Here is a 26,437-nt window from a genome sequence, read left to right on the forward strand (position 1 = left end):
AGTACATACACCCCCAGGCCTGATGGTGGCTATGGGGCGGGTGATCACCTCTTCCCATCCCGAACAGAGAAGTTAAGCCCCGCACCGCCGATGATACTGGTTAACAGCCGGTAAAGTAGGTAGCCGCCACCTCTTCACCACAAGAGCCCCGCCCTTAAAAGCGGGGCTTTGATGGTTTTAAGGCGCTAGAACTCTATGCCAGCTCTTCACAATTTGGGGCTGAACGGACAAGAACAAACAGTTTCTTGTCCGTTAATTATTCCCAATAAGTTATTTTAAATTCCACTCCCATACAGCTTAATCCTTTTTGAAAATGCTCAAAAAAGGAGAGGCCGGCCTGAACATTCTAGCCGGCCTCATTCGAATAATTTATTCTGTGAAACATTTTCCTAAGTACCCAAAGGAAAGCCCACTCCATTTTTGAAAATTAATAAGCCTTCTGGTAATCAGCCAGGGCGTTTTCTACGGTTGCTTTTGCATTAGCCACGGTATCAGCTACTGTTTCTCTGGTTTGGTTTACCGCTTTCTTTACCTTTTTACCCGTCCGGTTTAACTTGTACCGATACCGGGCTTTTTCGTAAGCGTTTAAATTTGAGTAGGAATTGGCTAACGCAAACCCCAACAATCCCACAACCGCCAGTCCAATTCCCATCGCTATCTGGTTTTGGGTCTTTTTAGACATGGACTTCGAGTTCTCGTCTTTAGGCTCCATGTTTTTGCGCATCATGGCCGCCAAAGCCTCTTCGGAAGCAATATGGGCCAATACTTCATACGACTTATTGACCAGGCCGCCCGCCACAACCTTGGCTTCCCCTTTCATCAGCGCCTTGTACCCGTCGCGGGCTACCATAACCGGATCGTCCAGTTGCTCCGTAACCCGGGTGTTTTCTGCCCCGGCTTTATTAAAGAAGTCCGTGTCGGTTGCGTTGGGCATTAGGGCGGTAATAGTCACATTGGTACCTTTCAATTCGTTGACCAGTGACTGCGTAAAATTTTGGACATAGGCCTTGGTGCCCGCGTACACGGCCATCAGCGGAGATGGCATAACCGATACAATCGAAGCCAGATTCAGGATTTTTCCTTCGTCACGGGCCACCATGTCTTTCAGAAACAACTTGGTCAGGTGCGTCAGCGAAATGGTATTCAAATGAATCATGGCGCTTTCCTGCTCCCAATCGGTTTCATTTGCGAACATACCATGTACGCCTACTCCCGCATCATTGACCAGCACATCTACTGTGATGCCCTGCTGTTTCACTTCATTGTATAATTCCTGAGCGGCTTTTTCTTTGGACAGATCCTTTTGAAGGACCGTTACCTTTTGGGTGTCGGTGGTACTCTTCAGCTCAGTTGCCAACTCATTTAAGGTATTTTCACCCCGCGAAACCAGCACCAGATTGTAACCATCCTGAGCAAACAACCTGGCTAGTTCTCTACCGATACCGCTCGAAGCTCCTGTAATCAGAGCTGTTTTACTAGTCCCTGTTTTCATGTTGATGTGTAGTTTAGTATACGTTTTAAAACGTCCAAACCCACTAAATGTTTACGGAAGCGGGCCTCCTGGGATTTCTATAGGAAACCGGAGCGGGTTTATTCAAAATGGCCAGTTTTTAAATAGAGATAGTTTTGGGAGAAAAGTCAGGGGGTATTGGTTCAAGGATTTTTAAGGAAGATGAACCAATGAGTAAAGCCAATAAGACCAGAAATAAGGTAGATTTGAGTAGCCAATTATAATTCAGCGTTCAACAAAATATTCCCCTGCTTTTAGCGAGCCGCCGGGAATTGAATATGGACTAGAGTACCAATGCCATCAGAAGGCTTTTGAAAATAGATTTGACCGCGATGGAGAGAAACCAGCTGATAGGTAATAGCGAGGCCAAGCCCGAATACGGCCACCTTTTCCCTGTTTTTTCCCTGGGCCAGGGGATCAAAAATGGGCGGGATATCTGCTTCGGCTATACCACGGCCCCGGTCTGTAATTTGAATACTGTACTGGGACGGGTTAGCACTTGAAAACTCAATCCTGACTTTTACAGCATCTTCTGAATACTTACAGGCATTCTCGATGACATTGGCAACTGCCGTGGTAAGCAGGGCCTCGTTCCCTTTAACAACGGGAAAGTCATCCAGGCCTTCAACGGTTAGTTCAATGGTCCGGTCCGGGTATTTTTGCTGGACCTGACCCACCGCCGCTATTACACATTCATCCAATCGTACCGGGGTTAGTTCCAGGGGTTCACTAATGAATTTGGTCAGACTTAATAAATTAGTGGTCAAGTGGTTTATTTCCTGTATTTCTTCAATTGTACTTTTCAGATTGCGGCGCATTTCTTCCGGCTCCTTATCGTTATAGAAAGAAGGCTCAAGGGTACCCAATACATGGTTTAAGGGCGTACGGAGACGAGCCTCCGAATACCGTCTTACGGTGTTCGCCAAAACGGCCAGTGGTTTTAAAAACCGGCCTGAGAAAAACCATCCGGCCAAAAATGCCAGCACCAGTCCGCCAACATTGCCCAGTACCAGCAACATCAGCAGGTTGTTGCGCCTGGCATAGCCCAACTCGTCGCTTCCAGCCACAAAAATGGCATACCGCTGATTGTCGTGAAGAAAAACCGTCCCAATGCCCTCTGTTTCGCCCTGGGTAAAACGAACCGGCACGGCAGGGTTGCTTAGTACCTGGGTCAGCAGCTTTTGTTCAATGGAATTGGGCTCTGCATTTTGATTATCAAAAAGCAGCTGCTTTTTTTGATCGTATATACTAATCTGTTCGTCGGTGAGGGTTAGCAAATCACCGGGCGGTATTTTAGCGCTACGCAGGTGCTTCACATCCGGTCGGCCCAGCAGTATTCGTCCGTAAACCCGAGCCCTGGACTGAAGTTGCCCGTAGAATTCTTCCTTGCGGTAAACCGAATAAAGGGTAAACACAAAACCTGAAAAAGTAACCTGAATAACAAGTACCAATCCTGAAAAGAGCAAGGTCAATTTTTTCCGGCTTACCATGTGTCTTACGTAACTTATCCTATTGGTTATCAATGGCCAAACGGTTCGTCAAAGTTGACATCCAGATCTGAGAATAACATAGGAATTGGATTAAATTTTGATTAAAGCTGACTTCTGCACAATTACTTCAACCAGTCGGCTCGTAGGAAACTGCGACGGTATAGAAGGTACGGTAGTCGAAAAGTAGAGTACTATAAGGCAACCAACTAAAAGAGGTGAAGGCCCGGTGGGAGTAGATACCTAGGAGCGCGGTACTTTTCCAATAAAGTACTGATAGACTTTGGCGTTAGTACTTTAACTTTGAAAGCCGAACTAGTATCTATGAGATCAATACCAAAAATAGTACTTATAAGCAGTGTCTGTTTCGCAATTCTGCTGGGGTTTATCAGCTGGAAAAATGAAGAGCCGAGAGCGGGTAAACCCAATGTTGTGGTGATCCTGACGGATGACCAGCGGTGGGATGCGCTGGGTGTAGCAGGGAATCCTTACCTGAAGACCCCCAATATTGACCGACTCGCTGCGGAAGGAGTCCATTTTAAAAATTATTTCTGTACTACCTCACTTTGCTCTCCCAGTCGTGCTTCTATCCTAAGTGGAAAGTACGCCCACGCCCACGGAGTGGTGGATAACTTCACCGAGTACCCGACCAACCTGCCCAGCTTCCCGGCAGCGCTACAGAAAGCAGGCTATGAGACCGGCTACATTGGCAAATGGCACATGGGAGAAGAAAACGACGAACCCCGCCCCGGCTTCGATTATTTCGTAACCCACAAAGGTCAGGGTAAGTACTGGGATACCGAATTTAATATCAATGGGCAGGGCAGCCGGGAAATCAAAGGGTACTATACCAATGTGGTAACCGGAATGGCCAATGACTGGCTCAGAAAAAAGCGTGATAAGCCATTCATGCTGATTCTGGGTCACAAAGCTCCGCATAGCTTTTATATTCCGGAACCAAAATATGCCAACGCGTTTGACGACGTACGTATTACCTACCCCAGGAGCGCTTTTGAACTGGAAGACAAACCCAAGTGGATCGCCCAGCGGTTGCCTACCTGGCATGGCATCTACGGTCCCCTTTTTGACTGGCGCAAGAAATTTCCTGATTCTTCACCCGAAGCAGTTAAGGATTTTGAAGCCATGATTCATGCCTACTGGGGTACGATCCTTTCGGTGGATGATAGCGTAGGGGAAATTTACCGAACCCTGAAGGAAATGGGGGAGCTTGACAATACCATTTTTGTATTTACATCCGACAACGGACTTCTCAACGGGGAGCATGGCATGGTAGACAAGCGAACCATGCACGAGCCCAGTATCCATATCCCGTTAGTAGTGCGCTTTCCGGGCCTGACGCCGGTCAGCAAACCGGTCGTAGTGGAAAAGCAGATTCTGACGCTGGATATTGCACCTACTATTCTGGAACTGTGCGGGGCTCCCGCCTTAAAGGACATTCACGGGCAATCTTTTAAACGCCTGGTTCAGGGTGATACCAAAAACTGGAGAAAGGCCTGGTTCTACGAGTATAATTATGAGAAGCAGTTTCCCTATACGCCCAACGTCCGGGGTATCCGCACGGATGAATGGAAGTACATTCATTACCCCACCGGCGATGAGCGGCCAGATCAGCATTTGGCCGAGCTGTACCATATTGCGGTTGATCCGGGCGAAAATCATAACCTGATTAATGATTCGCGGTACGCCGGCCAGCTCAAAGAGTTAAAAGCCGAGTTAGCCCGACAACTCAAGCAGACCGGCGCTAATCCGGATAAAATGCCTTTAGACCAGGGAATTAAAGCCGAACTACCGGATAAAGCCGTTCGGTAGTCTGGATTTACTAATCAATACTGTAACCCGGGAAGTACCTTATCCAGGTATATTTTTCCTAAATACGATCATCATGCGTACTACCTTTTTTTATAGCTTGCTGCTCCTGGTAGTTGGGGCTCTGTCAGGGAGTCACCTTCCGGCCGTTGAAAAATCTTCTGAAAAGACCCGGGTGAGACCAGCCGAGAGCATCCTAACCGGGGCTAATCAAACCGAAAAGTATATAGGTTATCTGAAGGACAAAAGAGTAGCCATCCTGGCCAATCCAACGACTATTATTGGGCAAAAGCACCTGGTCGACAGCCTGGTTACGAAAGGTATAAAAATTGTAAAAGTATTTGGTCCGGAACATGGATTTCGGGGTAATGCCAGCAATGGTGCCGTCGTGGGAGATGAGAAGGACCCGACAACCGGCATCCCTATTATTTCTCTTTACGGCAAAAAAAGAAAACCGACCGCCGCGGACCTGGCGGACGTTGACCTGATGATCTTTGACATTCAGGATGTAGGGTGCCGGTTTTATACCTACATCAATATCCTTCGCGATGTCATGGAAGCCTGCGCCGAGAACAATAAGGAGTTGCTGATCCTGGACCGGCCCAATCCCAATGGGTACCTGGTTGACGGACCCGTTATGGATATGCGGCTTAAATCGGGGATTGGCCAGTTCCCCATTCCAATCGCCCACGGAATGACCATTGCCGAATTTGCCCAGATGATCAACGGGGAAAAATGGCTGCCGGAAGGGAAAATCTGTCGGCTTAAAATAATTCCGGTGGCCAACTACCACCACGACATGGAATATGTGCTACCCGTGAAGCCATCCCCCAACCTGAATACCCCGCAAAGCATAGTGTTGTATCCTTCCACCTGCTTGTTTGAAGGAACTATACTAAACCACGGACGAGGTACCTATTATCCCTTTACGGTCCTGGGCAGTCCGGCCTTGAAAGACAAGTATTCGTTTTCTTTTACCCCGGTGGGGATACCCGGAATGAGTGAAACGCCCTTACACATGAACAAACTTTGTTATGGCCTTGATCTCAGAAACTATGACGTAACCCAACTGCGGAAGTCAAAAAGAATCAACCTGGACTGGATGATCCAGTTGTACCAGGCCTATCCGGACAAGGATAAATTTTTTGATCGTACCCAGAGCAACCAAATGGGAAATATTGACGGCCTGGCCGGGGTCTATGATTTTAAAAAGCAAATCATGGCCGGCCAGTCAGCCGAGGAAATCAGAGCCTCCTGGGAGCCCCAGCTTTCGGACTACAAAGCCCGGAGGAAAAAGTACCTGTTGTATCCCTGAATCAATGGGTAATAAGTACTTGCGCAAAATTTCTTTGCATTAGAATTATTTACAATCCGTTCTTATACAGTAATTTATATGTCATTGCCTAAAATAGGTTGATTTGTGGTCAACCTATTTTAGGCAATGACAAAAAGCTAATAGCTAAAAACTAATGGCTACCAGCTACTTAACTGCAAGTAATACGTCTAAACGAATATTGCCTCCCCGTCCTTCCCTTCATGTAAGGCGGGCTGGTAGGATATTTCACGAGGACAATTGAGTCCTCCTACCAAACTAGTCCTTCCCATACTAGTTAAAAAACTTACAATTCCCCCAAAAACCTGGGTGGAGGTGCGTAAACCAATCGGCTAGCCACTACCACTCAATCACATTTCTTCACAACTCAACCACTATTTCTGTCCATTCGTAGCGAAACAACCTTTTTCTCCCCATTTGACTCTATAAGTTTGTTTGCTTTTAGTCCCGAAGAAGCATACGTATTAGCCATGTAAAAATTTTCACTAAACTACCCGTTCGGGGCGCGGGAATACTATGTATGAAAAGTAAACTTTTATGGACATTTGTCTGGGTACTTACCGCCTTCCAAAGCTTAGCTTCACCACCCTCCACGACCGGATTTATTCGGGTCGATCAATTTGGGTACCTGCAAAACTCACGTAAAGTAGCGGTTATCGTAAATCCCCAGGTTGGCTCCAACGCCAGTCAACAGTTTAACGCCAGTACCGGCGAGAATCAGTACCAGGTACGCCGGTGGACGGACGACGCTGTGGTTTTCAGCGGCACTATTCAGGCCTGGAAAGACGGCATTACCCAGGCCACGTCGGGTGACAAGGGCTGGTGGTTCGACTTTTCGGTGGTCAATGCGCCGGGGTTGTACTACCTATTTGACGTAGGTAACAACGTAGGGTCCTATCGTTTTGAGATTGGCGATAACGTCTACAACGAAGTACTGAAAGCTGTCGTTCGCACTTACTATTACCAACGCATCAACTTCGCCAAGCAACCACCCTATACCGATGCAAAGTGGGCGGATGCTGCCACCCACGAAGGGCCGGGACAGGACCGCCAGGCCACCAGCCGGTTCGCCAAGGGCGATATGAGTACCGCCCGCGACCTGCACGGCGGCTGGATGGACGCCGGTGATATGAACAAGTACGTAACTTTTGCGGAAGAACCCGTAGCCCTGTTGGTTGAATCGTACCGGCTGAATCCCTCGGTTTTTGGTGACAACTTCAATATACCCGAATCCGGGAACGGTATTCCGGATATTCTGGACGAAGTAAAGTGGGAGCTTGATTTTCTTAAGCGCATGCAGGATGCTACCGGAACGGGTGGCTTGTTTCTGAAAGTGGGTGTTGACAACTACAACGAAACCAGCCCGCCCAGTGCTGACAAGCGGCCGCGCTACTACCTGCCCGAATGTACTTCCTCCACCTTATCGGGAGCCGCTATGTTTGCCGTAGCCGGAGCTGTTTACCGTACTATTCCGGCCCTGGACCCCTACGCGCAGGACCTAATTGTGCGGGCCGAACAGGCTTTTGCCCGCGCAAAAGTTACGACCAATAACTTTACTACCTTCGAGACTGCCTGCGATGATGGCAATATCAAGTCGGGTGATTCGGATAAACCTGCCGACATTCAGCGTCAGTCGGCGGTGGTAGCCGCTATCTACCTGTTTGAAGCCACGGGTAAGGCCGAATACAAAGCATTTGTGGAGTCGCAGTACGCACAGATTCAACCCATTGCCAACGAATGGTGGGGGCCGTATACCATGCACGTACATATTGCCTTGTTGCGCTACGCGGCCAATCCGGCCGCTACACCCACGGTAGCCACGCGCATCCGGAGCCTGAAAAGTCAGCAGAACAGTGTGCTGTCTGTCAACGACTACAACGCGCGTACCGATTTGTACCGGGCACACATGGCCGACGCTCAGTACCACTGGGGCAGTAACCAGGTACGCGGTAACGCCGGCATAGCAAATCTGGACTTTGTAGACTTCAACGTTAATTCGTCCAACAAGGCACTGTACCGGGAAGTAGCCGAACAGTACCTGCACTGGTTTCACGGCGTTAACGCTCAGGGTAAGGTGATGCTGTCAAACATGTACGGAAATGGAGCGGAGAATTCGCAGAATGAAATTTACCACACCTGGTTTGCGGATGGCACCGAATGGGACAACGCGCTCACTTCGCCGAAAGGACCCGCACCGGGCTATCTGACCGGCGGCCCCAACAACATGAACCAGTACGATGGTACGCAGGGAGACATCCGCAATGAGCCCCTGCAAAAACGTTACAAGGACTGGAACGCCGGCTTCCCCGAGAATTCGTGGATTTTTACCGAAGTGGCTATTTACAATCAGGCCCCCTACGTCAGTCTGCTCAGTCGCCTGATGACGCCCACCTCGGACCCGACCGATACGGAAGCACCGACCACCCCCACTAGCCTGGTAGCCTCTGACCTGTCTCCTTATTCGGTCAAGCTGAGCTGGAACGGTTCGGTTGATAACCGCGCCGTCACGGCCTATGAAATTTATCAGAATGGGACAAAGGTTGCCGAAACACCCCAGACGTTCCTAAACCTGACGACGCTGTCGCCGGGTACCAGCTACGAGTTCACCGTAAAGGCCGTTGACTTCTCGGCCAACCGCTCCAATCCCAGCAATACGGTAACGGTCAACACGCCCGCACCCAGTCCGAACGACTACATTATTTACGGGGATGCGCTGAAAAGTACCTTTTCAAACTGGTCGTGGAATAGTAATCAGGATTTTGCCAATACAGTACCCGTAAAGGAAGGCCAGCGGTCGCTGAAAGTGAACGCTACTGCGGCCTGGGGTGCTCTGAGCCTGCGAAACAGCGAAGTACTACGTACAGCCAACTATCCCGGCGGAGTGCAGTTCTGGTTTTACGGAACCGGGAAGAGTGTACGCGTGACCGTAAATCAAACCGAAACCGCCGAGCCTTCTTCCTCCTACCGCATTAGTGCCGAGCCAAACGCCTGGACCCTGGTTCGGATTCCGTGGAGTGAATGGGGAGATATAACCCAAATTCAGCGGATAAATATCATGGATGGTTCAGGAGAACCTCAAAGCTTTATCATTGACGACCTGCGACTGGTTGCGGGTGAGGCAACTCCTGATACGCAGGCCCCAGGCGCGCCGACGAATCTTTCGGCCAGTAACGTGACGGGCACGAGCCTGCGCCTCAGCTGGACTGCTTCGACGGATAACATAGGCGTTACTGCCTATGAGGTATACCAAAACGGTACCTTACTCAACAGTACTATTTCGGGTACTTCGTTAGCGGTAACCGGATTGAGCTGTAATACTGCGTATAACTTTACCGTGCTGGCAAAAGACGCCGCCGGTAATAAATCGGCTCCAAGCAGCGTGCTATCTCTGACAACTACTGCCTGCTCCGATACCCAGGCGCCAACCGCACCTACCGGCCTGGTAGCAGATAATATCACCGCTTCCGGCCTGACCTTAACCTGGACTGCCTCCACGGATAATGTGGGCGTAACGGCTTACGAAGTGTATCAGAATGGTACCTTGCTGAATGGTACCATTACAGGTACTTCTTTAAACGTAAGCAATCTGGCCTGTGGCACGGCCTATACCTACACGGTGCTGGCAAAGGACGCGGCTGGAAACAAATCGGCCATGAGTACAGCCACAAACGCTACCACGCGGGCTTGCCCGCCCGCCCTGCCTACCGGTAGTGAGGTCATATACGAGGAGGCCTTACATACCAACTGGCAGGAATGGGGATGGGGGATTAATCCTAACTATGTAAATACAAATCCGGTCAAGGTGAATCAAAAATCGCTGGCGATTAACTATACCAGCGGTTGGGGAGGGTGGTCCATTATCCGTAACAGTCACTTTATAACGACTCCCCAAACTACCGTTCGGTTCTGGATGTATGCTACTACCAGCAAGACGATAGGAGTATGTACATTTTCGGAAAATGAAACCGGACAGAGTCCCTATGTATCCTTCCAGCCTACGCCTAATGTGTGGCAGGAGGTGGTAATCACTATGCCGCAACTGAGCAATCCAGCTAAGATCAAGCGTATGATTATTCAGTCGCAGGCATCGGATGCCAACCTGATTTACATTGACAACATTCGGCTGGAACCCTCCTTCGGTGTATCGGTTAGCAACCTTACGACCAACAGCCTGCAACTAAACTGGAACAGCGTTTCCCTGAATAATGAAACTGCCGCGGTCTACGAAGTGTATCAGGACGGGACGCTATTGAACGGTAGCGTAACGGGTACTTCCCTGCCTATTACCGGCCTGGTTTGTAACACGACGTATACGTATACCGTGCTGGCCAAAAATGCTTCAGGAAATACGATGGTCCATAGTCTTCCGGTACGGGTAACTACGGCCTTATGCCCCGGCTCCTCTACCGTTGAAATGATTTATGACGAAGCCCTGAAAAGTACCTGGAAAGACTGGTCGTGGGGACTCACAACGAACTACGCCAATTCCAGTCCGGTCAAAGTGGAACAACAATCGGCTTCACTTTACTACAAAGATGGCTGGGGAGCTTGGTCAATATTCAGAAACACGCCCCTGCCCGTTACGGCCAGTACCACGGTACGCTTCTGGATTTATGCTACCACCAACAAAACCTTAGCGCTTACAACTTACGCTGAAAATGATAGTCAGGCCAGTCAAACGTATAGCTTTCAGCCAACCCCCAATAGCTGGCAGGAGGTAGTGGTCACTATGGCGCAACTGGGCCATCCGTCGCGTATCAAACGCCTGGTGCTGCAACTGCCTACCTTTGGACCCAACCAGATCTACCTCGACAACGTGCGAATAGAAACGCCCAACGAAACCGCCCGGATGGCAACTCCGTCGGCAGAGCTTTCTGATGAGGTACGGATGACCGTCAGTCCTAATCCGGCTACTGGTCCGGTAAAGGTGCAGATAATGGCAGACGCAGCACAACCAGGGACTCTTTCAGTACTGGGCCTTACCGGCGTGCCGGTCGTTAGCCAGCCCATATCCGTAGTAGTTGGGATGAATGAGTACACGCTCGAACTGAACGGCCTGAGTCCGGGTCAATACCTGGTACAGTGGAGTACCCCCACCCGGCGACTCGTGCAGCGATTGGTACTTGTGAAGTAGTTTGAAATTTAAAATTAGCCTGGCTACCAGCCTGCCTTGGGGTTGGAGCCAGGCTTTTTCATTAAGAATACCTATTTATTAGCGGGCTGCAACGATTAATTGAACTATGCGTAGCTGACAGCAGCCAGCCGGGGATATTAATCCAGCAAGTTAAGCAGCACCGACTGCCTTTAAAATACTTAAAAAGCGGGATGTTAATGAATACAAGTCCTATTAGAGCGACAGAATACCAGGCATTTACCGTATGAGACAAGTACTTCTGCTTAGGTAGATAATTTACCGAAAAATAGACGAGTTGCGAAAGTCAAAGGGAAGAAGTAATTTAACCCCTCCGTTTCATGGTCTTCTCAAATTGTTTTTTGATGGTACAAAAGATAGTTACATGGTACAATATTAAAGAGAAGAGGCCGTGGAATATGGAATTAGTTATTGTAATAAACAAAACAGGTATCAAGTTTGAAGCTGCCTTATACTATCAAAATGAAGGTGAGGGAGGTTTTTATAGATTAATCGATGAGCGAGGTTATGAAGAAAGAATTCCGTTTGAAGTAGCCTATTGGGCCCCCTTGAATTTTTTTCCAATTGAGTAAATCTGTACCTGTTTACTTAAGTATCCAGGATAGGGCAGGTATAAATCTTCAAGTACTTTAATTGTCATGAAATCAATTAGAAAGGCAGGAAATATAGTACTTGGAATGATACAATAGGTACGGTTCTGAGCTTAGCAGAACCAGCTTCAATAGCCTTGGTACTAAGGTGCCATCAAGGTTATGGTTATTAAATAGTTGTAAAGCCCTGGATTGTAGGAATACCCTAGCGTAGCTACCCCAAAATCAAATTCATAGATATCTTCTTTATCAGCCGTATCATATTCCCGGAACAGCAACTGATCAGCGTTGGAAAGGTAAAAGGGGGTTAACGGTACATTTTTGGCTGGAATGGTATTATCCACCTGAAGGAAAAACAAATTAGGGGGAATTTGAGAAAGGCCCGTGCCTCCATTGGGTTCAATACGGGCATAAAGACTATAATTTGACTTTTTAGCCCGGGTTACCACCCGAATTGCCTTATCAACTACCTTAGGGTTTTCGTAATCGACCGCCGTGGCGTAGACAAGGATAATGGGCTGCTGGGTGAGACTGATGTAATAGTTGGCATTGGACAGGGTCTGACCAAAGGCCCAGGAATGAGAGATTGCCAGGGATAATATAAAGGTAAGCAGGCCCGAAAGCTTTCTTACCTCTACAGCCTTGACCTGCCTGACAAACAAAATAGTAGGATACATTATGGAAAAAGAAGCGTCTATTAGCACAATACAAATTTTTTAAAAGTACTAGTCCAGCAACTATGATTTACATGGGTAAAAGCAATAGTTTTTTATTCCCATTTTTCCCCGGTGTTTAGAAATAGTTGACTTCTGGACTGGAGAAACTTCTCAAGGAAACCCAGGTGCCGGGCGGCAATTGGTTTATTTATGAGGTATATTACGCAGGAGTAACTCAATGACTTTAGCTTATCTTCCGGACTTTTAGAAGCTGATAGTAAGCAAAAGCAGGTCTGGGGAAAGCGGTCCCTGTATCTGATTGAAAATGCATCCAGAAATTCCCACCCATTCATGATGGGCATGTACAAATCCAGAATGACAAGTTCAGGAGCGGGAACATTGGGCTCAGTAGCGAGCAAGTTAAAATAAGACAGGCCTTCACGGCCATTGGCAAGTACCTTAATTTTTTCGGCAAACTGATAATCCCGTACTACATGTTCAGTTAATTCAACGCTGTGCGGATCATCATCTATGATGAGGAGGTTTTTTATCATTACTGTAATAGTGTGTGTCAGGAAAACCTGATGTGCATGAATTTGCAAACCTAACTAAAGAAATGTGATAATACTATACCTGTTCCACATTACATAGTGTAAGGCATTTCTTAGTTTCGAACCTTTTTTATTTATCACAAGGCAGCAAACGCTGATACTGAATTCAAGGCCATTCGGCGCTCCGATTCCAGCCCGGGTAATGAAAAGCGACGCACCACTGATTTATTGACTGGCGGCAATCTATTTTTCATATAATTCTGCAAAGTGTAGCATCTCCTCGATCAATGGTTTTATATTTTTCCCTTTGTCGGTTAAAGAATATTCCACTCTGGGGGGCACTTCCCCAAAATTCTCCCTGTGTACAAGTCCGCTATCAACTAATGTTTTAAGTTCCTGTATGAGCATTTTTTCGCTTATATCTGGGATCAAAGATTTTAGTTCACTTAATCTCAATACTTTATCGTAAAGTTGTTGCAAAATTAAAAGCTTCCATTTGCCACCTACTAATTCCAAAGTAGTGCGAATGGGACATCTGGCGGTTACGAATATCTTTTCTTTCTCCATACACACGAAAAGGTTAGTACTATACCAGTGGACCAGTACTACAAATGTAGGTACCTTCGCTAATAATTTAAAGACTTAATTGAGAACCATGAAAAAAATCGCATTATTCGGTGCATCAGGTCAGACAGGAATGGAATTTGTGACAATAGCCCTTGACAAAGGCTACCAGGTTAATGCCCTGGTCAGAACACCAGAGAAACTTTCCATAAAACACCAAAACTTAGAGGTTTTTAAGGGTGATGTACTAAATCAGAAAGATGTGCAGACTGTTATTAAGGGTTGTGATGTTGTGGTGAGCTTGTTCGGACACGTAAAAGGTTCACCGGAGTGGCTCCAAACCAACGGAACAAAACATATTACTTCGGCAATGAAGCAAGAAAAAGTAGATAAAATAATTTCATTATCAGGTGGGGGATTACCGTACCCTGAAAAGGACCAACCAAAATTCCCCGATAAAATGATACGTTTTATCATGAAAATCGCTGTGCCCAAAATTTTAAATGATGCAGTAGAGCATCACAAAGTACTGGCAAATAGTGATTTAAAGTGGATAATTGTCCGTGGTCCAAGACTTACTAACGACAAAAAGGCAGGTACCTACCGGGTAGGTTGGGTAGGAGTAAACGCAAGTACAAAAATTGCCAGGGCTGACTTAGCAGATTTTATACTGAAACAAATAGAAGACGAGCAGTTTCATTTTCAAATGCCCTTTGTGAGTTATTGAGCAGGTAGTAAAAGAGTCAAGCGATACAGATCAGCTCCAGGCCATTAGTTGCGGACAGATTAACAGGTGTAAGATATACAAACTAAACTTCTGCTGATATGGGAAAGAGTAATAGTAAGCTTATAAATCAACTGTTTGATTTTAAGGGCGCACCGCTGCTGGCCGTAGGAGTACTGGCCCTATTCTATCTCGAAAAGCGGTACGCCCTCCGAAAACGGAAGGACTCGCTCCGGGAAAGGCTGAAAACCAACTCCATGGTTTCTTCCACGGCGATAGTAGCCCTCCGCCTGTCCCTGATCCCCGCTCTGGTAAAGGCAGCATTCCTGGCCGGGGAGCGTAACCTGGGCTTGCTGCGGGTGCTCCGGCTCCCGTCGCCCTTCAATCACATAATTAGTTTTCTCCTGCTTGACTACGGGAGCTACCGCTGGCACAAGCTCAACCACCGGATGCCCTTTCTGTGGCGCTTTCACCAGGTACACCATGCTGATCTGGACCTGGATGTCACGACGGCGCTGCGCTTTCATTTCGGGGAGGTACTTATCTCAGTTCTATACCGGGGGGGCTGGGCCCTGCTGGCCGGGGTGACGCCCCGACAGGTACTGGTGTATGAGCTCATCTTTGAAGGCGCTACCAACTTCCACCATACCAACCTCCGCTTACCGCGGCACATCGACCGCGGACTGGCCCGCCTCATCGTAACGCCCCGGATGCACGGCATACATCATTCGGTAGTAAGGGATGAAACCGATAGTAATTACAGCGTAATCCTGAATATCTGGGACCGGCTGCACCAGTCCCTGCGGCTGGACATTCCCCAGGACCAGATCAACACAGGAGTACCCTACATCCGGCACCATGCCAATGCCAGTGAGCTGATGGTTATGCCTTTACAACCCAAAGCAGAATGGAAATTTCCGGATGGACAAGTACCGCTGAGACTATGATATACTAAAAAGATAGTAATGATTCTGCTGCAATCCGGGCAGGACGAGGGGCTCCTTTGTACAGCACGGAGGAGCTAGCGGGTCCTGCCCGGATTGCGAGTTTTGCCGCTCTACGAAAAACAAAATGCAAAAATATAGGTTCGGAAAAAGATATGAAGGGGTGCAGTAGGTACTAACAATACCCGGTCCCGGAGTAGTTGTAACCGACCATAAAAAGTATGGTTAAATCCAGGTACTTTTCATTTAATACAAAATCTACTATCCACACCTGAACTATGGCAGAACAAAGCACAACACAAAATCAACTTACCAAAGTAGCTTCCTTCAAAGGAGTACAGGTAACGGGGGTAACCATGAGCCCACTCGGACGACTGTTTGCCTGCTTTCCGAGGTGGCGGGAAGGAGTACCCTTTTCGGTGGTCGAGGTTAGGCAGGATGGCAGCTACGTTCCCTATCCCGACGAGTCGTGGAACCACTGGCTGGGAGCCCCGCAGGATAATAAATTCACCTGCGTACAGGCGGTGTGGGCCCAGGATAACTCCCTGTTTGTGCTGGACCCGGCCAACCCCGAAATGAAGGGCGTGGTTGGTAACCCGGCTCTTTATGAATTTGATCTGAATACGGACCTACTAAAGAATAAGTGGATTTTTGACCGGAAAATCGCACCAGAGCAGTCTTATCTGAATGACCTCCGGATCGACGAGGAATTTGGTAGAATATATATTACTGAGTCCGGCACCGGCGCCATTATCCTATTGGATATAGTATCGGGAGTACCTCGTCGACTACTTGATAAACATCCATCCGTAAAAGCCGAAGATATATACCTGACTGTAGAGGGGGAAAAGTGGCTCCGGGATGGCAAACAGCCCCAGATGCATGCCGATGGCATTGCCCTTTCCCCCGATAAGGCCTTTCTGTACTACCATGCCCTGACAGGCTATCACCTGTACCGGGTATCCACGGATATGCTGACCAGTGAGGTCATGGATGAAGAAAAGCTGGAAGAACAGGTTGAGGATTTAGGTAAAACTCCGGCTCCGGATGGGATGATATTCGACCAGAACGGTAACCTGTATATGGCCGACCTGGAAAAAAATGCCATTGTGTACCGGACACCGGAGGGCGACATCAGGACGCTGATTCAGGATGAGCAGATCAAATGGGCCGATACCTTCACGCTGGATGGCCTGGGTAACCTTTTGTTTACCACCTCGCGTCTTCACGAAGCGGTGGGCGACATATCGGACATAGAGTTTTGTATTTATAAAGTACCCCTTGCGGAGCCAGTTGCCTGATTCCGGTATCCCACCTGATAGAGCTATGGAAGTAAAAACGCAGACTACCATTTCTACCGAAACCATCACCCTGACCATCAACGGTACCGAACTGCAGCTGCAGGTAGAGGTGTGGACTTCCCTGATGGACCTGCTGCGGGAGCACCTGCACCTGACCGGGACCAAAAAGGGCTGCGACCACGGGCAGTGCGGGGCCTGTACCATCCTGCTGGATGGTAAGCGAATCCGCCACCTGCCCATCACGCTGGACAAACTACTTTGAAAGCAATGATCAGTAACCAATGACCAATTTGCAGTAGTCAGTGATCAATTGATCCGATTCGGTTGTATGTTCACTGTTTCGTGGTAGGTGTAGCGGTGACGGAGCGACTTCTACCAGCTTACAGCCAGACTTCCAGCGTGTACTGGTGCTTTTGCTGGTTATAGTCGAGCTTGATGGTATAGGTGATGTGGCTGCCTACCGGGAAGTCGTCCTGATCGGTATAGGGAGGCCGAATGCCTTCTACCAGCAGTTTTTCTTCCCCACCATCTACAGTACGGGAGATCATTACCTCCCCGAGACAGTCGCGCCGGAAGGAGATTTTTCTGCCGGAGTCCGTTAGTTCTACGAAGGGCAGTCCGCTTGGATGTTTGGTACTTACATCAGTCATAGTAGGTGTTGGTTTAGCCTAAACTAGTTAGTGAAGAGAAAGGAGGTGCTGGTTTGGCACCTCCTACATATCACCTCCGCCAATAGCCTGGACCCGAAGTACCTCTGCTTTGAACCCAGCTTCCTCCACCAGATTTTTGACGTGTTGGGGCTCTAACTCCTCTCCGGATACGCTCAGTATCTTATCGGGTGTTTGGGTATCTACTTCCCACATTGAGATGCGCTCTTCCCCATCCAGATAAGGGGTTACTTTAGCTACGCAGTCTCCGCAATTTATGTTGGTCTTGAATTTTAGAATTTTCATAAGTGGTAAAAGTTAAAATTAGAAACAAATCAGGAGCTACTTTAAGGCTCCTGGTTTATCATTGTATATAAAACCATTCCAAAAGGAATATTCCTGAGTTTATTAAATTCACCGGCAAGCTAAACTTAACCGCCCGGATCTACCGGAACGGATCAACTTTACCGGTGTTTCCATTTGGATCGTTTTCATGGTTAACCAGCAGGTAGCCCTGTAAAGTCCAATTGAATACTACCCAGGTAGGGCCCCGCCAGATGCATAAGGACGCATCCGGCTTGAAAGCCGGTTCATCAATGGCAAGCGATGGGACCGGATAGGGGACCCTGAATCCATCATTCTGGAACAGGTGCCTTTCCAGTACCTGCCGACACACCCGTCGGGCCTCTGCATTGCAAATAGGCTCCGAAGGTGTTTTTTCGCCATGTCCACTTCCCCAAAAGCATTCAGGGTAAAGACGTGGAAACAGATATCCCAAAAGTACTGGAATGGATAAGTGCCCGGAGAGAGCTTGGTACAATGGTAGTCATAGCCGGCCTTCCGGCCACTTATCATATTTTTATAAAGTACCTCCCGCGCCTGAGATTTAATTTCCTCATCCGAAAGTACCTGCTGATCCGGTATGTCTTTGGGCTTACCTGATGTACTCATCCCAGCCGGCGTAGCGTTGCGTTTTTGGCCCAAGAGGTATAGACAAGGCCGCTACGGCCAACCCCAGCACAACTCCGGTTATATTCAGACTGGTGGGACTATCATCCAGGAACCAGGGAGCAATCGCAACAATTAACCCAATTAAAATATTTAGGTAACGGCCCAGCCGAATGGGCTCTCCCATACAAATGACAGACACCACCACGACCAGCGAACCACCCAGGTGGAATATATCCGCGGGCGTAGCCTTGATGGGTACCCCCAATACTCCCGGAGCGAAAACCATGACAATACCCACCAAAGTAGCTACGGTTAGTGTCCAGGGAAAGCTCATGCCCCAGATGGAAGCTGCGTACACAGCACCTGGCTTCTGCGGGAATTTCATCATTGCGGGTGCTTCATCCTGCTCATCACTTTCTACGGTGCCGCCTTTCCAGAATATTTTCCAGAACTTTTCCCCCTTTTGAAGTTTCTTTTTCATGAACTGTCCCATGGCAATTACCTCATCCACCTCCAGCGGGAGCATAGGTAGCATGATCGCGGCCGCCAGTAAACAAAAGGTACACCAGGCCCCTACCACCACGGGCTGGCTAATAACCAGAAAGATGTGCACCAGCCCCAGGGGGATTACCAGTATCCCAAAGAAAGCCACCATCCAGGGCATTGTTCGCCAGCGGGTAGGGGCTCCCATCCAGCCCATCAGAAACTCGAAGGTATAGGCAATGGCTCCCAGACCGGCATCCGATATGGGCATTGAATGGGACATGCTGGAGTTGAGTACCCGCTCGCTCTGCTCCCCAAAGAAAGGGTCCCAGACCGAATCCAGGTACCCTAACTGAAAGGCCGCCAGGTACCGGGACACTATCCAGCCAAAGAATCCCAGTACCATCATGATCCAGCGCTGCGGCCAGCTGGAGGGGTTGTAGCTCCAGCCCGGAGGAGTTTCGGGCCCCATTTTCATGTACATGATCATGTTGGGCATGCCGGGTATGAGTATCGTCAGGGCTATGATCAGGGCACCTACCAGGGTATCGTTGTAGTAGGCGACTGCCGTCGGAGACCAGAAGACAATGGGCGCTAAGGTCAGCCAGACTCCGATAAAACAGCAGATCCAGAGGCTGACGGGGCGGTTGGGCGTAAGGCCACGCCAGCCAAAAAAGATCAGCAACGCTCCGCTGATGATATCGCTCCACTTCATGAACAGGATACGCTGGTCCAGCGTAAGCCACACACTGCGCCCGCCGGAAGGTTGGACGGTACCGATGCCGTAGTCAAAAGTTAGGGGATTGAATACCATCCAGAAGCCCAGCATCACAATCATCCAGTACACCCACAAGGTCTGCATGTGGTGCATGTGGAGCATCTGTCTGCGCATGTCATCCGACATCATCATGCCATGGTCGTTTCCCTGCCCATGCTGCTCACCTTCGTGCTGCTGCTCCCCGTCCCCGTGCATTTGCTGGTTGTGCTGGCGTACCTCTTTCTCCGCCATGGGCCGGGTTACACCGCGCATCCCCATGCCCCCTTCTTTCATGCCTTTTTTATTGTTTTCCTTATCGTGATTCATCATTGGCTAGTCGTTTTGTCTGCTGTGGGTTTCTCATTCGATAAGACAGAATTCTCTGAGTCAGAATATTTCTTTTCAATCTGGCAGATTCGACGTATAGTCTAAGCTTTTTAAATTCAGAACAACAAAAGCAGGAAATGGTTTTTAAGGGTTTGATTAACAGTTAACTAGTACCGCATTTTGCAAAAAAGTCTGGACCTGCCACCATTGAGTGGATGGCAAGGTTAGGGAAGAAACAGAAAACCTATCGTTATATCCAAAGAACGAAAGAGAATACGGTTAAGGCTTAAACTTTACATACAGTACCTCTTTTTCTATGCCTGCTGTTTCTACCTGGTGTAGGCTACCCTGTAAATAACGCCATTATAATCATCCGTAAATAGTAGTGAGCCATCCTGGTATTGGCTGATTCCCACGGGTCGGCCAAACATTGAGTTGTCATTATTGATCAGAAAACCATTTACAAAATCCTGGAAGCGAACGGGTTTGCCATTTTCGAAATGCAGCCGAACCAATTTATATCCCACCGGATTACTTCGGTTCCAGGAACCGTGAAGGGCAACAAAGGCATCATTCCGGTATTCGGCCGGAAACTGATTACCGGTATAAAAAATCATAGCAATAGGAGCACTATGGGCCAGATAAGTCAGTAAGGGTAAGGTGGTTTTTTGCAGGTACTGCTGGTAGGTCGTGTCTCCTGGGGGTCGATCCGCCGGATTGTATTTGCCTTCCCCATAAATATAGGGCCAGCCGTAGTCAGCATTTTGTTTTATGGAGTTAACCTCCTCTTTTTGTTCATTATCCCCCAACCAATCAATGCCATGGTCCATTCCAAACAGTTCCTGGGTCTGAGGATGCCAGCCAAACCCAATCGTGTTTCGTAAACCTTTGGCAAATATTTTGCGGTTGGAACCATCGGCATTAGCCCGTAGTATGGTAGCGCTTTCCGGATTAGGTTCGTCGCAGGCGTTGCAGGTACTGCCAACGGTAATATACATCATTCCATCAGGGCCGAAGGCTAAAGTACGATTGGGATGCTGGCCTCCATCGGGTAAATCATTAATCAGCATTTGGGGTTGCCCCAAACTGCCGTCAGCATTTATAGAGGCAGAATATACCTCTTTCACCGTTATCAGGTACATAGTACCCTTGTGTATCGTAATACCATGTACCTGTTTCAGGCTAAGTACAGTCCGCTTTTCTTCGGCTCTGCCATCTTGATCCGCATCGCGTACTAAGGTCACAGTACCTGCTTCCCGGTCGGTTACGTATACATTTCCGGTCTGACTCACTACAAGCATCCTCGGTTTGCCTAAACCTTCGGCAAATTTAGTAATGGTAAAACCTGCCGGAACTTTAAGTTGGGCCACATTTTGATCAGTTGCGGGTACCAGAGCGGGTTTAAATACATATCCGGTATACTGAGCAGTAGTACGTTTGTCATCGGTTTCGGGTATCACCTCGTTAAAAAGCACTTGCGTCCCTTTACAACCTACCACAAGTGCTGCCCCAGTAGCAGCAAAAATCAATGATTTTCGTAGAGTCCTCATGGTGAATGGTGTATAATATTTACTGACTTTAATTCTTCTCTAAAATTGTTCACCTTAAACCCCAATAATTTCAGATTGTTTACCCTGAACACAGGAAGGGCCAGACATCTTGCTGGCCCTTCCTGTGGCAGGAAATGATGACATTCACAATCTAAGAGGTTATAACCACTGCGCTGTCTTCTATTTTAAAGCTTCTCTCAGGCGTTCAGCGGCAAAGTCCTGCGCTCGTGCCGCATCGGGTACAATGGCATAGGTACCAAAGAATTCATGAGTGACCCCTTCGTAGAGCTGGTAGGCTACCGGTACGCCCAGGGACTGTAATTTATCAGCGAGTTGCTTGCCTTCAGTTTGAAGGGGGTCAATCTGGGCCCCAATAATGGTGGCTGGTGGCACACCGCTCAAATCAGCCTTATCGACCAGAGAAATATAGGGATGCTCCCCTTCGGCCGGGTTGTTGAGGTATTGTTCAAAAAACCACATCATCAGCGGCTTATCCAGTGGTTTAGCATTGGTATAGCGCTGGTAGGACTCTGTATTAAAGTCGTTATTGGCAATGGGATATACCAGCAGTTGGTGCAGTGGCATGGGGACACTTCTTTCCTTAGCCATCAGACACACCGCCGCGGCCAGATTTCCCCCGGCACTTTCCCCGGCCACTGCAATCTTGTCAGGCTTGCCGTTGATCGTAGCAGCATTAGCTCTTACCCATTGATAAGAGGCAAAAGCATCTTCATGAGCGGTCGGAAATTTATGTTCAGGAGCCCTTCGATAATCAACAGAAACCACCACTGCTCCTGTGTTCTGTGAAAGGGCAATGGTTGAGGCTTCGTAAACATCAGCATCGGCAATGACCCAGCCTCCGCCGTGGAAGTAGACGATTACCGGGAAAGGCCCCGTTCCTGTTTTAGGGGTATAGATTTTAGCCCGCAAACTGGCCCCATTCCAGCCAGGGATCATCTGCTCGGTGATGGTGACATTTACGGGCGGAGGGGTAATATTATTCTCCCGCAACAGGTTGTTCACTGCATCTTTGATAGTGGGCCGCTGACGGGCTTCCTGAGGCGTAAGCTGGGTAAAAGGAATCGGATTTAACCGCAGAAACTCTTCGACCACCGCCCACATCGGCGGGTCAATGTTGGGAGCCCAGTCGGGATTAGGACTTTTAGGACGGATATTTTGCCCCGGTGAGGGGGTCTGTGGCGTCACATCAAAAGTATGATCCTGACAGGCCGCTAGGCTCGTTAGGAGAAAAATGGCCGTAAGACTAAGACGGATATCAATGGATATTTTTCTAGTAAACAAACGCCATATTAGTAGGTGTATACTTCTAATTAATTGTTCCATAATCATTATTGATTTAAAAAATGTCTCACAAAATCTATCTCACTAAATCGATTTATGGTTCTAACTCCTGGTAACTTCTTTTGTTTGCCTTTGATCTCTTTCTTTCCAGCGGCATAAATCAGGAGCATCGACATTCGTATTTACGACCGGGATTGTCTAAATAGCTCAGTAGTTACTCCAGGTGGCTTTTGGTCATGGCATGGAGTTTATTAACTTATTGTTAAAAGCAGAAGACTAACTTTTGTAGGGGAAAGCTTTGTAAACATGATATATCTTAAACCGAATTCAACATTTGTATAACTTAGCACATACACCCATGGCAAAAGAAATGACACAAGGAATTATTCTCTCCTTAGGTAGTGTAAATGCCGATTTTCAGGTACGGGTAGATCAGAAGATCGGTGAAACTACCACCGTACTTGCCCGGGACTTCAGGCGCCTGAGTGGTGGAAAGGCAGCCAATGTGGCCTATCTGGCCAGTAAACTAGGAGCACCGGCCTCTATAATAGCGCGGGTGGGAGACGATGATCTGAGCCTTCAGGCCTTGGGAGCCCTGAAAGAAATGGCGATTGACCTTCGTCATGTGGAAAAGGTGCAAGGGGCTACTACCGGCTTCTCTATGATTATGGTACCTGCTGATGGAAAGAAGAATATTATGCTTTCCACTAATGCCAACGATGCTTGGGAAGAAAGCGACCACCAAAAAGTAAGAGTGGCCATTGCAGAAGCACCAGAAGGTTCAGTGCTGGTAGTGGATTATGAAATTCCTGCTTTCATTGTTGAGGTAGCCATAAAGGCTGCTCATGAAAAAGGTTTTTCCATTGTGCTGGACCCCTCACCTCCTGTCCGCGTAAACAAAGCCTTATTCTTTATGGTAGATTATATAGTGCCGGATGCATCCGAAGCGGAAGGTCTTACGGGTAGCAGGGCCACATCGGCTGAGGAAGGAAAAAAAGCGGCCTTAAAGCTGCTTCAGGATGGGGTACGGCATGCCATCATAAAGCTGGAAGATGGGGGTTGTGTGATCGCCAATGCTGAAATCATCCTGCATGTTCCTCCTGTTGAAGTGGAGGTGGTAGATACTACAGGTGCCGGCGATGCTTTTGCCGGTGCGTTGGCTGTGGCCATTCTGGAGAAGCGCACTCTCAAAGATATGGCTTGCTTTGCCGTTGCTGCTTCTCATGCCGCAGTTACAGCCTACGGATCTCAGCCTGCCTATCCCGCGCGAGAGCGTCTCGAAGAGCTCTTTGATCAAATTAGTGCTAAGGTAAAGAAGTTACATGCAAAGTAATAAGGGTACTTTTCTGGATTGGAGCATTCGCTACCACCATTATGATGCTGCCGATGAGGGCCGGCGGGAGGCACTTTTTGCCCTGGGAAACGGGTATTTGGTAAGCCGGGCCGCCACCCCTGAATCAGCTGAAGACAAGATTCACTACCCGGGTACGTATCGGGTAGGCTGCTACAACCGGCTTAGCACCCTGATAGAGGGCAAAGTAGTAGAAAATGATTCGCTGGTGAACTTGCCTAACTGGCTGCCACTAACCTTCCGGATTGAGGGAGAAAGCTGGTTTTTGCTGGAAGAGGTCGAAATTCTAACCTACCAGCAGGAGTTGCATCTGGACAAAGCCCTGCTGGAGCGCCACGTACGCTTTAAAACAAGGGAGGGCAGGATCTGCAGCCTGTTTGAAAAAAGATTTCTGAGTATGGCTCAGGAACACCTTATGGTGCTGCAGCAGGAAATTAAAGTAGAAAACTGGTCCGGAACCCTGGAAGTTCGCAGTGGCCTTGACGGAGACGTACAGAATAATAATGTTGCCCGCTATGCGCCCTTCAACAAGCGCCACCTGCAGATACTTAGTTCGGCTCGCATTGGACAGGAATGTTTGGAGTTGGTAGGCAGAACTGTTCAATCCGGCATCGACATTGCTTTGCTGGCCAGAACCCGTTTGCAGCAAGGGGGAAAGTCTGTCTCCTGCCATAGAACTGTCCAAGCGAGTGTTAACAGCATCAGCGAATACGTATATGTAAAATTAAAACAGGATGAAAGCCTGGTGGTTGAGAAGGTGGTAGCTCTCTATACCTCTCACGACAAAGCACTCTCAGATTGCCGGGAAGCTACCCACAAAGCTCTTGCCCAAGCCCAGGATTTTGAATCGCTCTTCAAGGCACATGCAGCTGCCTGGAAAAAACTATGGCAGCACTGCCGGCTGGACATGATCCCACAAGATCAGCTCCCTTTTTTACGATTACACATATTCCAGATCCTCCAGAACATTTCTCTGCACGCAGCCGATCTGGATGTAGGGGTGCCACCCAGCGGCTGGCAGGGCGAGGAGTATCATGGGCAAATCTTTTGGGACGAGATGTTTTTATTTCCTTTTCTAACTTTTCGCTTTCCTACCATAGCCCGTTCACTACTATTATACCGCTACCGCCGACTGGATGCGGCTCGAAGTTTGGCCAGAGAAGCAGGCTATCAAGGAGCTATGTACCCTTGGCGCAGTGCCAGAAGCGGACGCGAAGAAACACCTCTGCTTCAATATAATCTCTATTCCAAACATTGGATGGAGGATTTTACCTACCTTCAGTACCACATTGGGGCCATCATTGCCTACAGCATTAGCAATTATGTAGAGGTGACAGGCGACAAACTTTTTCTGGCAGATTATGGTGCTGAAATGCTTATAGAAATTGCCCGCTTCTGGGCTAGTTTGGCCCAATACAATCCAGAGTCAGACCGCTATGAAATAAGGGGTGTGGTAGGTCCCGATGAACACCACACCCGCTATCCGGATGCCAATCCTAAGGATAAGTTACAAAGGGGAATAAATAATAATACGTATACTAATGTAATGGCGGCCTGGACCCTGCTGCGGGCTGGTCAAATGTACCATCAGCTTACGGAGCAACAGCAAAAGGATTTACAGGAAAATATTCAACTAAGCCCCGGAGAGCTGGAAAAGTGGGAAAGCATCAGCCGAAAGATATACCTGGTTATACTCAAAGATGGAACATTGGATCAATTTAAAGGATTCATAGACTTAAAGAGTTTTGACCTGGAAGCATTCCGACAAAAATGGGGAAATCAGCGGGTAGACTGGAGGCTTGTGGCCCAGGGGGACGATACTAACCATTATAAGCTTTCTAAACAAGCAGACACTTCGCTGCTGCTTTACCTTTTCTCCCCAACCGAATTGCAAGGGATACTTCAGCACATGGGCTATTCTCTATCAATGGAGCAACTGAAAAAGACAATAGATCTTCAAATGGTCTATACCGCGAATGAATCAAGTCTGTCGCGTATCATTCATGCGGGGGCGCTGGCGCATTTGGATGGGGAGGCCTCCTGGTTGTTATTTCAGAAAGCTCAACAAATAGATCTTTCCCCCAGTGAAGACGAAGGCAGTTCTGAAGGCATACATTTAGGGGCCATGGGCGGCACTTTGGGCGTTATTCAGCATCATTATGCAGGCATTGGGGTTCAGGAGGGTACATTGTCTTTTAATCCTGCATTACCCGATTCCCTAATGGAGTTTAGCCTTAACCTACTGTTTCGTGGGGTAGAACTGGAATGCAGAATCAACCGTGAAAGAATTTGGGTAAAGTCTCTTAACAGGCAGGCAACAGATGTTACTATTAGACATGCCCGTACTACCCATAAGCTTACAGGTGGTGAAAGCTTTTGTTTCATCATAAAAGTATAAGTGAAGAGGCCAATAGATTTGTATTCCGCTGA

The 26,437-nt window shown here is 48.2% G+C and carries 20 protein-coding genes, 1 rRNA gene and 1 pseudogene; 11 read left to right on the plus strand and 11 right to left on the minus strand.

Annotated elements, in window-relative coordinates; translation table 11 throughout:
* The first annotated feature begins 21 nt into the window (after positions 1-21).
* Positions 22-132: ribosomal RNA gene (gene rrf, locus VGN67_RS01075) — 5S ribosomal RNA — on the plus strand.
* Between the two features lie 295 nt (positions 133-427).
* On the opposite strand, the gene VGN67_RS01080 is transcribed toward rrf, so the two are convergent.
* Both VGN67_RS01080 and VGN67_RS01085 read right to left on the minus strand, forming a co-directional pair.
* Positions 428-1,492: an SDR family oxidoreductase gene (locus VGN67_RS01080; protein WP_327484909.1), complete on the minus strand. Its 1,065-nt coding sequence runs from the start codon at positions 1,490-1,492 to the stop codon at positions 428-430.
* Positions 1,493-1,764: 272 nt separating this feature from the next.
* Entirely contained in the window at positions 1,765-3,000 is a 1,236-nt protein-coding gene (locus VGN67_RS01085) for a HAMP domain-containing sensor histidine kinase (protein WP_327484910.1), read from the minus strand.
* A gap of 321 nt (positions 3,001-3,321) precedes the next feature.
* Here VGN67_RS01085 and VGN67_RS01090 point away from each other — a divergent pair, with 321 nt between their 5' ends.
* The 4 genes from VGN67_RS01090 to VGN67_RS01105 all read left to right on the plus strand — a co-directional run bounded on the left by VGN67_RS01090 (position 3,322) and on the right by VGN67_RS01105 (position 11,881).
* Positions 3,322-4,827: a sulfatase gene (locus VGN67_RS01090; protein ID WP_327484911.1), complete on the plus strand. Its 1,506-nt coding sequence runs from the start codon at positions 3,322-3,324 to the stop codon at positions 4,825-4,827.
* A gap of 73 nt (positions 4,828-4,900) precedes the next feature.
* Entirely contained in the window at positions 4,901-6,139 is a 1,239-nt protein-coding gene (locus VGN67_RS01095) for a DUF1343 domain-containing protein (RefSeq protein WP_327484912.1), read from the plus strand.
* A gap of 538 nt (positions 6,140-6,677) precedes the next feature.
* Positions 6,678-11,291: a glycoside hydrolase family 9 protein gene (locus VGN67_RS01100; RefSeq protein ID WP_327484913.1), complete on the plus strand. Its 4,614-nt coding sequence runs from the start codon at positions 6,678-6,680 to the stop codon at positions 11,289-11,291.
* A 416-nt stretch (positions 11,292-11,707) separates the two neighbouring features.
* Positions 11,708-11,881, plus strand: a complete 174-nt coding sequence (locus VGN67_RS01105) for a hypothetical protein (protein WP_327484914.1) — start codon at positions 11,708-11,710, stop codon at positions 11,879-11,881.
* Between the two features lie 161 nt (positions 11,882-12,042).
* Here the strand turns inward: VGN67_RS01105 and VGN67_RS01110 are convergent, their stop codons facing one another.
* The 3 genes from VGN67_RS01110 to VGN67_RS01120 all read right to left on the minus strand — a co-directional run bounded on the left by VGN67_RS01110 (position 12,043) and on the right by VGN67_RS01120 (position 13,673).
* Complete coding sequence (locus VGN67_RS01110) at positions 12,043-12,576, minus strand: hypothetical protein (protein ID WP_327484915.1); 534 nt, start codon at positions 12,574-12,576, stop codon at positions 12,043-12,045.
* Between the two features lie 92 nt (positions 12,577-12,668).
* Positions 12,669-13,109 (minus strand): response regulator, encoded by a 441-nt coding sequence (locus VGN67_RS01115; RefSeq protein ID WP_327484916.1) that lies wholly within the window; start codon positions 13,107-13,109, stop codon positions 12,669-12,671.
* Between the two features lie 240 nt (positions 13,110-13,349).
* A complete protein-coding gene (locus VGN67_RS01120; RefSeq protein ID WP_327484917.1) occupies positions 13,350-13,673 on the minus strand; it encodes a helix-turn-helix domain-containing protein in 324 nt (107 codons plus the stop codon).
* An 88-nt stretch (positions 13,674-13,761) separates the two neighbouring features.
* On the opposite strand from VGN67_RS01120, the gene VGN67_RS01125 reads away from it, so the two are divergent.
* The 4 genes and pseudogenes from VGN67_RS01125 to VGN67_RS01140 all read left to right on the plus strand — a co-directional run.
* On the plus strand, positions 13,762-14,397 hold the full coding sequence (locus VGN67_RS01125) for an SDR family oxidoreductase (protein WP_327484918.1): 636 nt from the start codon (positions 13,762-13,764) through the stop codon (positions 14,395-14,397).
* Between the two features lie 98 nt (positions 14,398-14,495).
* Entirely contained in the window at positions 14,496-15,341 is an 846-nt protein-coding gene (locus tag VGN67_RS01130) for a sterol desaturase family protein (protein WP_327484919.1), read from the plus strand.
* A 275-nt stretch (positions 15,342-15,616) separates the two neighbouring features.
* The gene (locus VGN67_RS01135) at positions 15,617-16,639 is read left to right on the plus strand and encodes an SMP-30/gluconolactonase/LRE family protein (RefSeq protein WP_327484920.1); all 1,023 of its coding nucleotides are present in this window, start codon (positions 15,617-15,619) and stop codon (positions 16,637-16,639) included.
* A gap of 25 nt (positions 16,640-16,664) precedes the next feature.
* Positions 16,665-16,865, plus strand: a pseudogene (locus tag VGN67_RS01140) ((2Fe-2S)-binding protein); the annotation flags it as partial.
* Positions 16,866-17,019: 154 nt separating this feature from the next.
* Here VGN67_RS01140 and VGN67_RS01145 read toward each other — a convergent pair.
* From VGN67_RS01145 to VGN67_RS01170, 6 genes are all read right to left on the minus strand, one after another.
* A complete protein-coding gene (locus tag VGN67_RS01145) occupies positions 17,020-17,289 on the minus strand; it encodes a hypothetical protein (RefSeq protein ID WP_327484921.1) in 270 nt (89 codons plus the stop codon).
* 63 nt (positions 17,290-17,352) lie between these two features.
* A complete protein-coding gene (locus VGN67_RS01150; protein WP_327484922.1) occupies positions 17,353-17,592 on the minus strand; it encodes a copper chaperone in 240 nt (79 codons plus the stop codon).
* 139 nt (positions 17,593-17,731) lie between these two features.
* Positions 17,732-18,064, minus strand: coding sequence for an MGH1-like glycoside hydrolase domain-containing protein (locus VGN67_RS01155; RefSeq protein ID WP_327484923.1), 333 nt, complete (start codon positions 18,062-18,064; stop codon positions 17,732-17,734).
* Between the two features lie 156 nt (positions 18,065-18,220).
* Entirely contained in the window at positions 18,221-19,807 is a 1,587-nt protein-coding gene (locus VGN67_RS01160) for a vitamin K epoxide reductase family protein (protein ID WP_327484924.1), read from the minus strand.
* A 326-nt stretch (positions 19,808-20,133) separates the two neighbouring features.
* A complete protein-coding gene (locus VGN67_RS01165; RefSeq protein ID WP_422664343.1) occupies positions 20,134-21,354 on the minus strand; it encodes a PQQ-dependent sugar dehydrogenase in 1,221 nt (406 codons plus the stop codon).
* Between the two features lie 180 nt (positions 21,355-21,534).
* Positions 21,535-22,656: an alpha/beta hydrolase gene (locus tag VGN67_RS01170; protein WP_327484926.1), complete on the minus strand. Its 1,122-nt coding sequence runs from the start codon at positions 22,654-22,656 to the stop codon at positions 21,535-21,537.
* Between the two features lie 358 nt (positions 22,657-23,014).
* On the opposite strand from VGN67_RS01170, the gene VGN67_RS01175 reads away from it, so the two are divergent.
* Together VGN67_RS01175 and VGN67_RS01180 are read left to right on the plus strand one after the other, a co-directional pair.
* A complete protein-coding gene (locus VGN67_RS01175) occupies positions 23,015-23,989 on the plus strand; it encodes a ribokinase (RefSeq protein WP_327484927.1) in 975 nt (324 codons plus the stop codon).
* Positions 23,979-26,405, plus strand: a complete 2,427-nt coding sequence (locus tag VGN67_RS01180; protein ID WP_327484928.1) for a glycoside hydrolase family 65 protein — start codon at positions 23,979-23,981, stop codon at positions 26,403-26,405. The genes VGN67_RS01175 and VGN67_RS01180 overlap by 11 nt, the downstream gene beginning before the upstream one ends.
* Positions 26,406-26,437 lie beyond the last annotated feature (32 nt).

It is taken from the genome of Telluribacter sp., from assembly GCF_035998675.1.
In the GTDB taxonomy this organism is placed as follows: Bacteria; Bacteroidota; Bacteroidia; order Cytophagales; family Spirosomataceae; genus Telluribacter.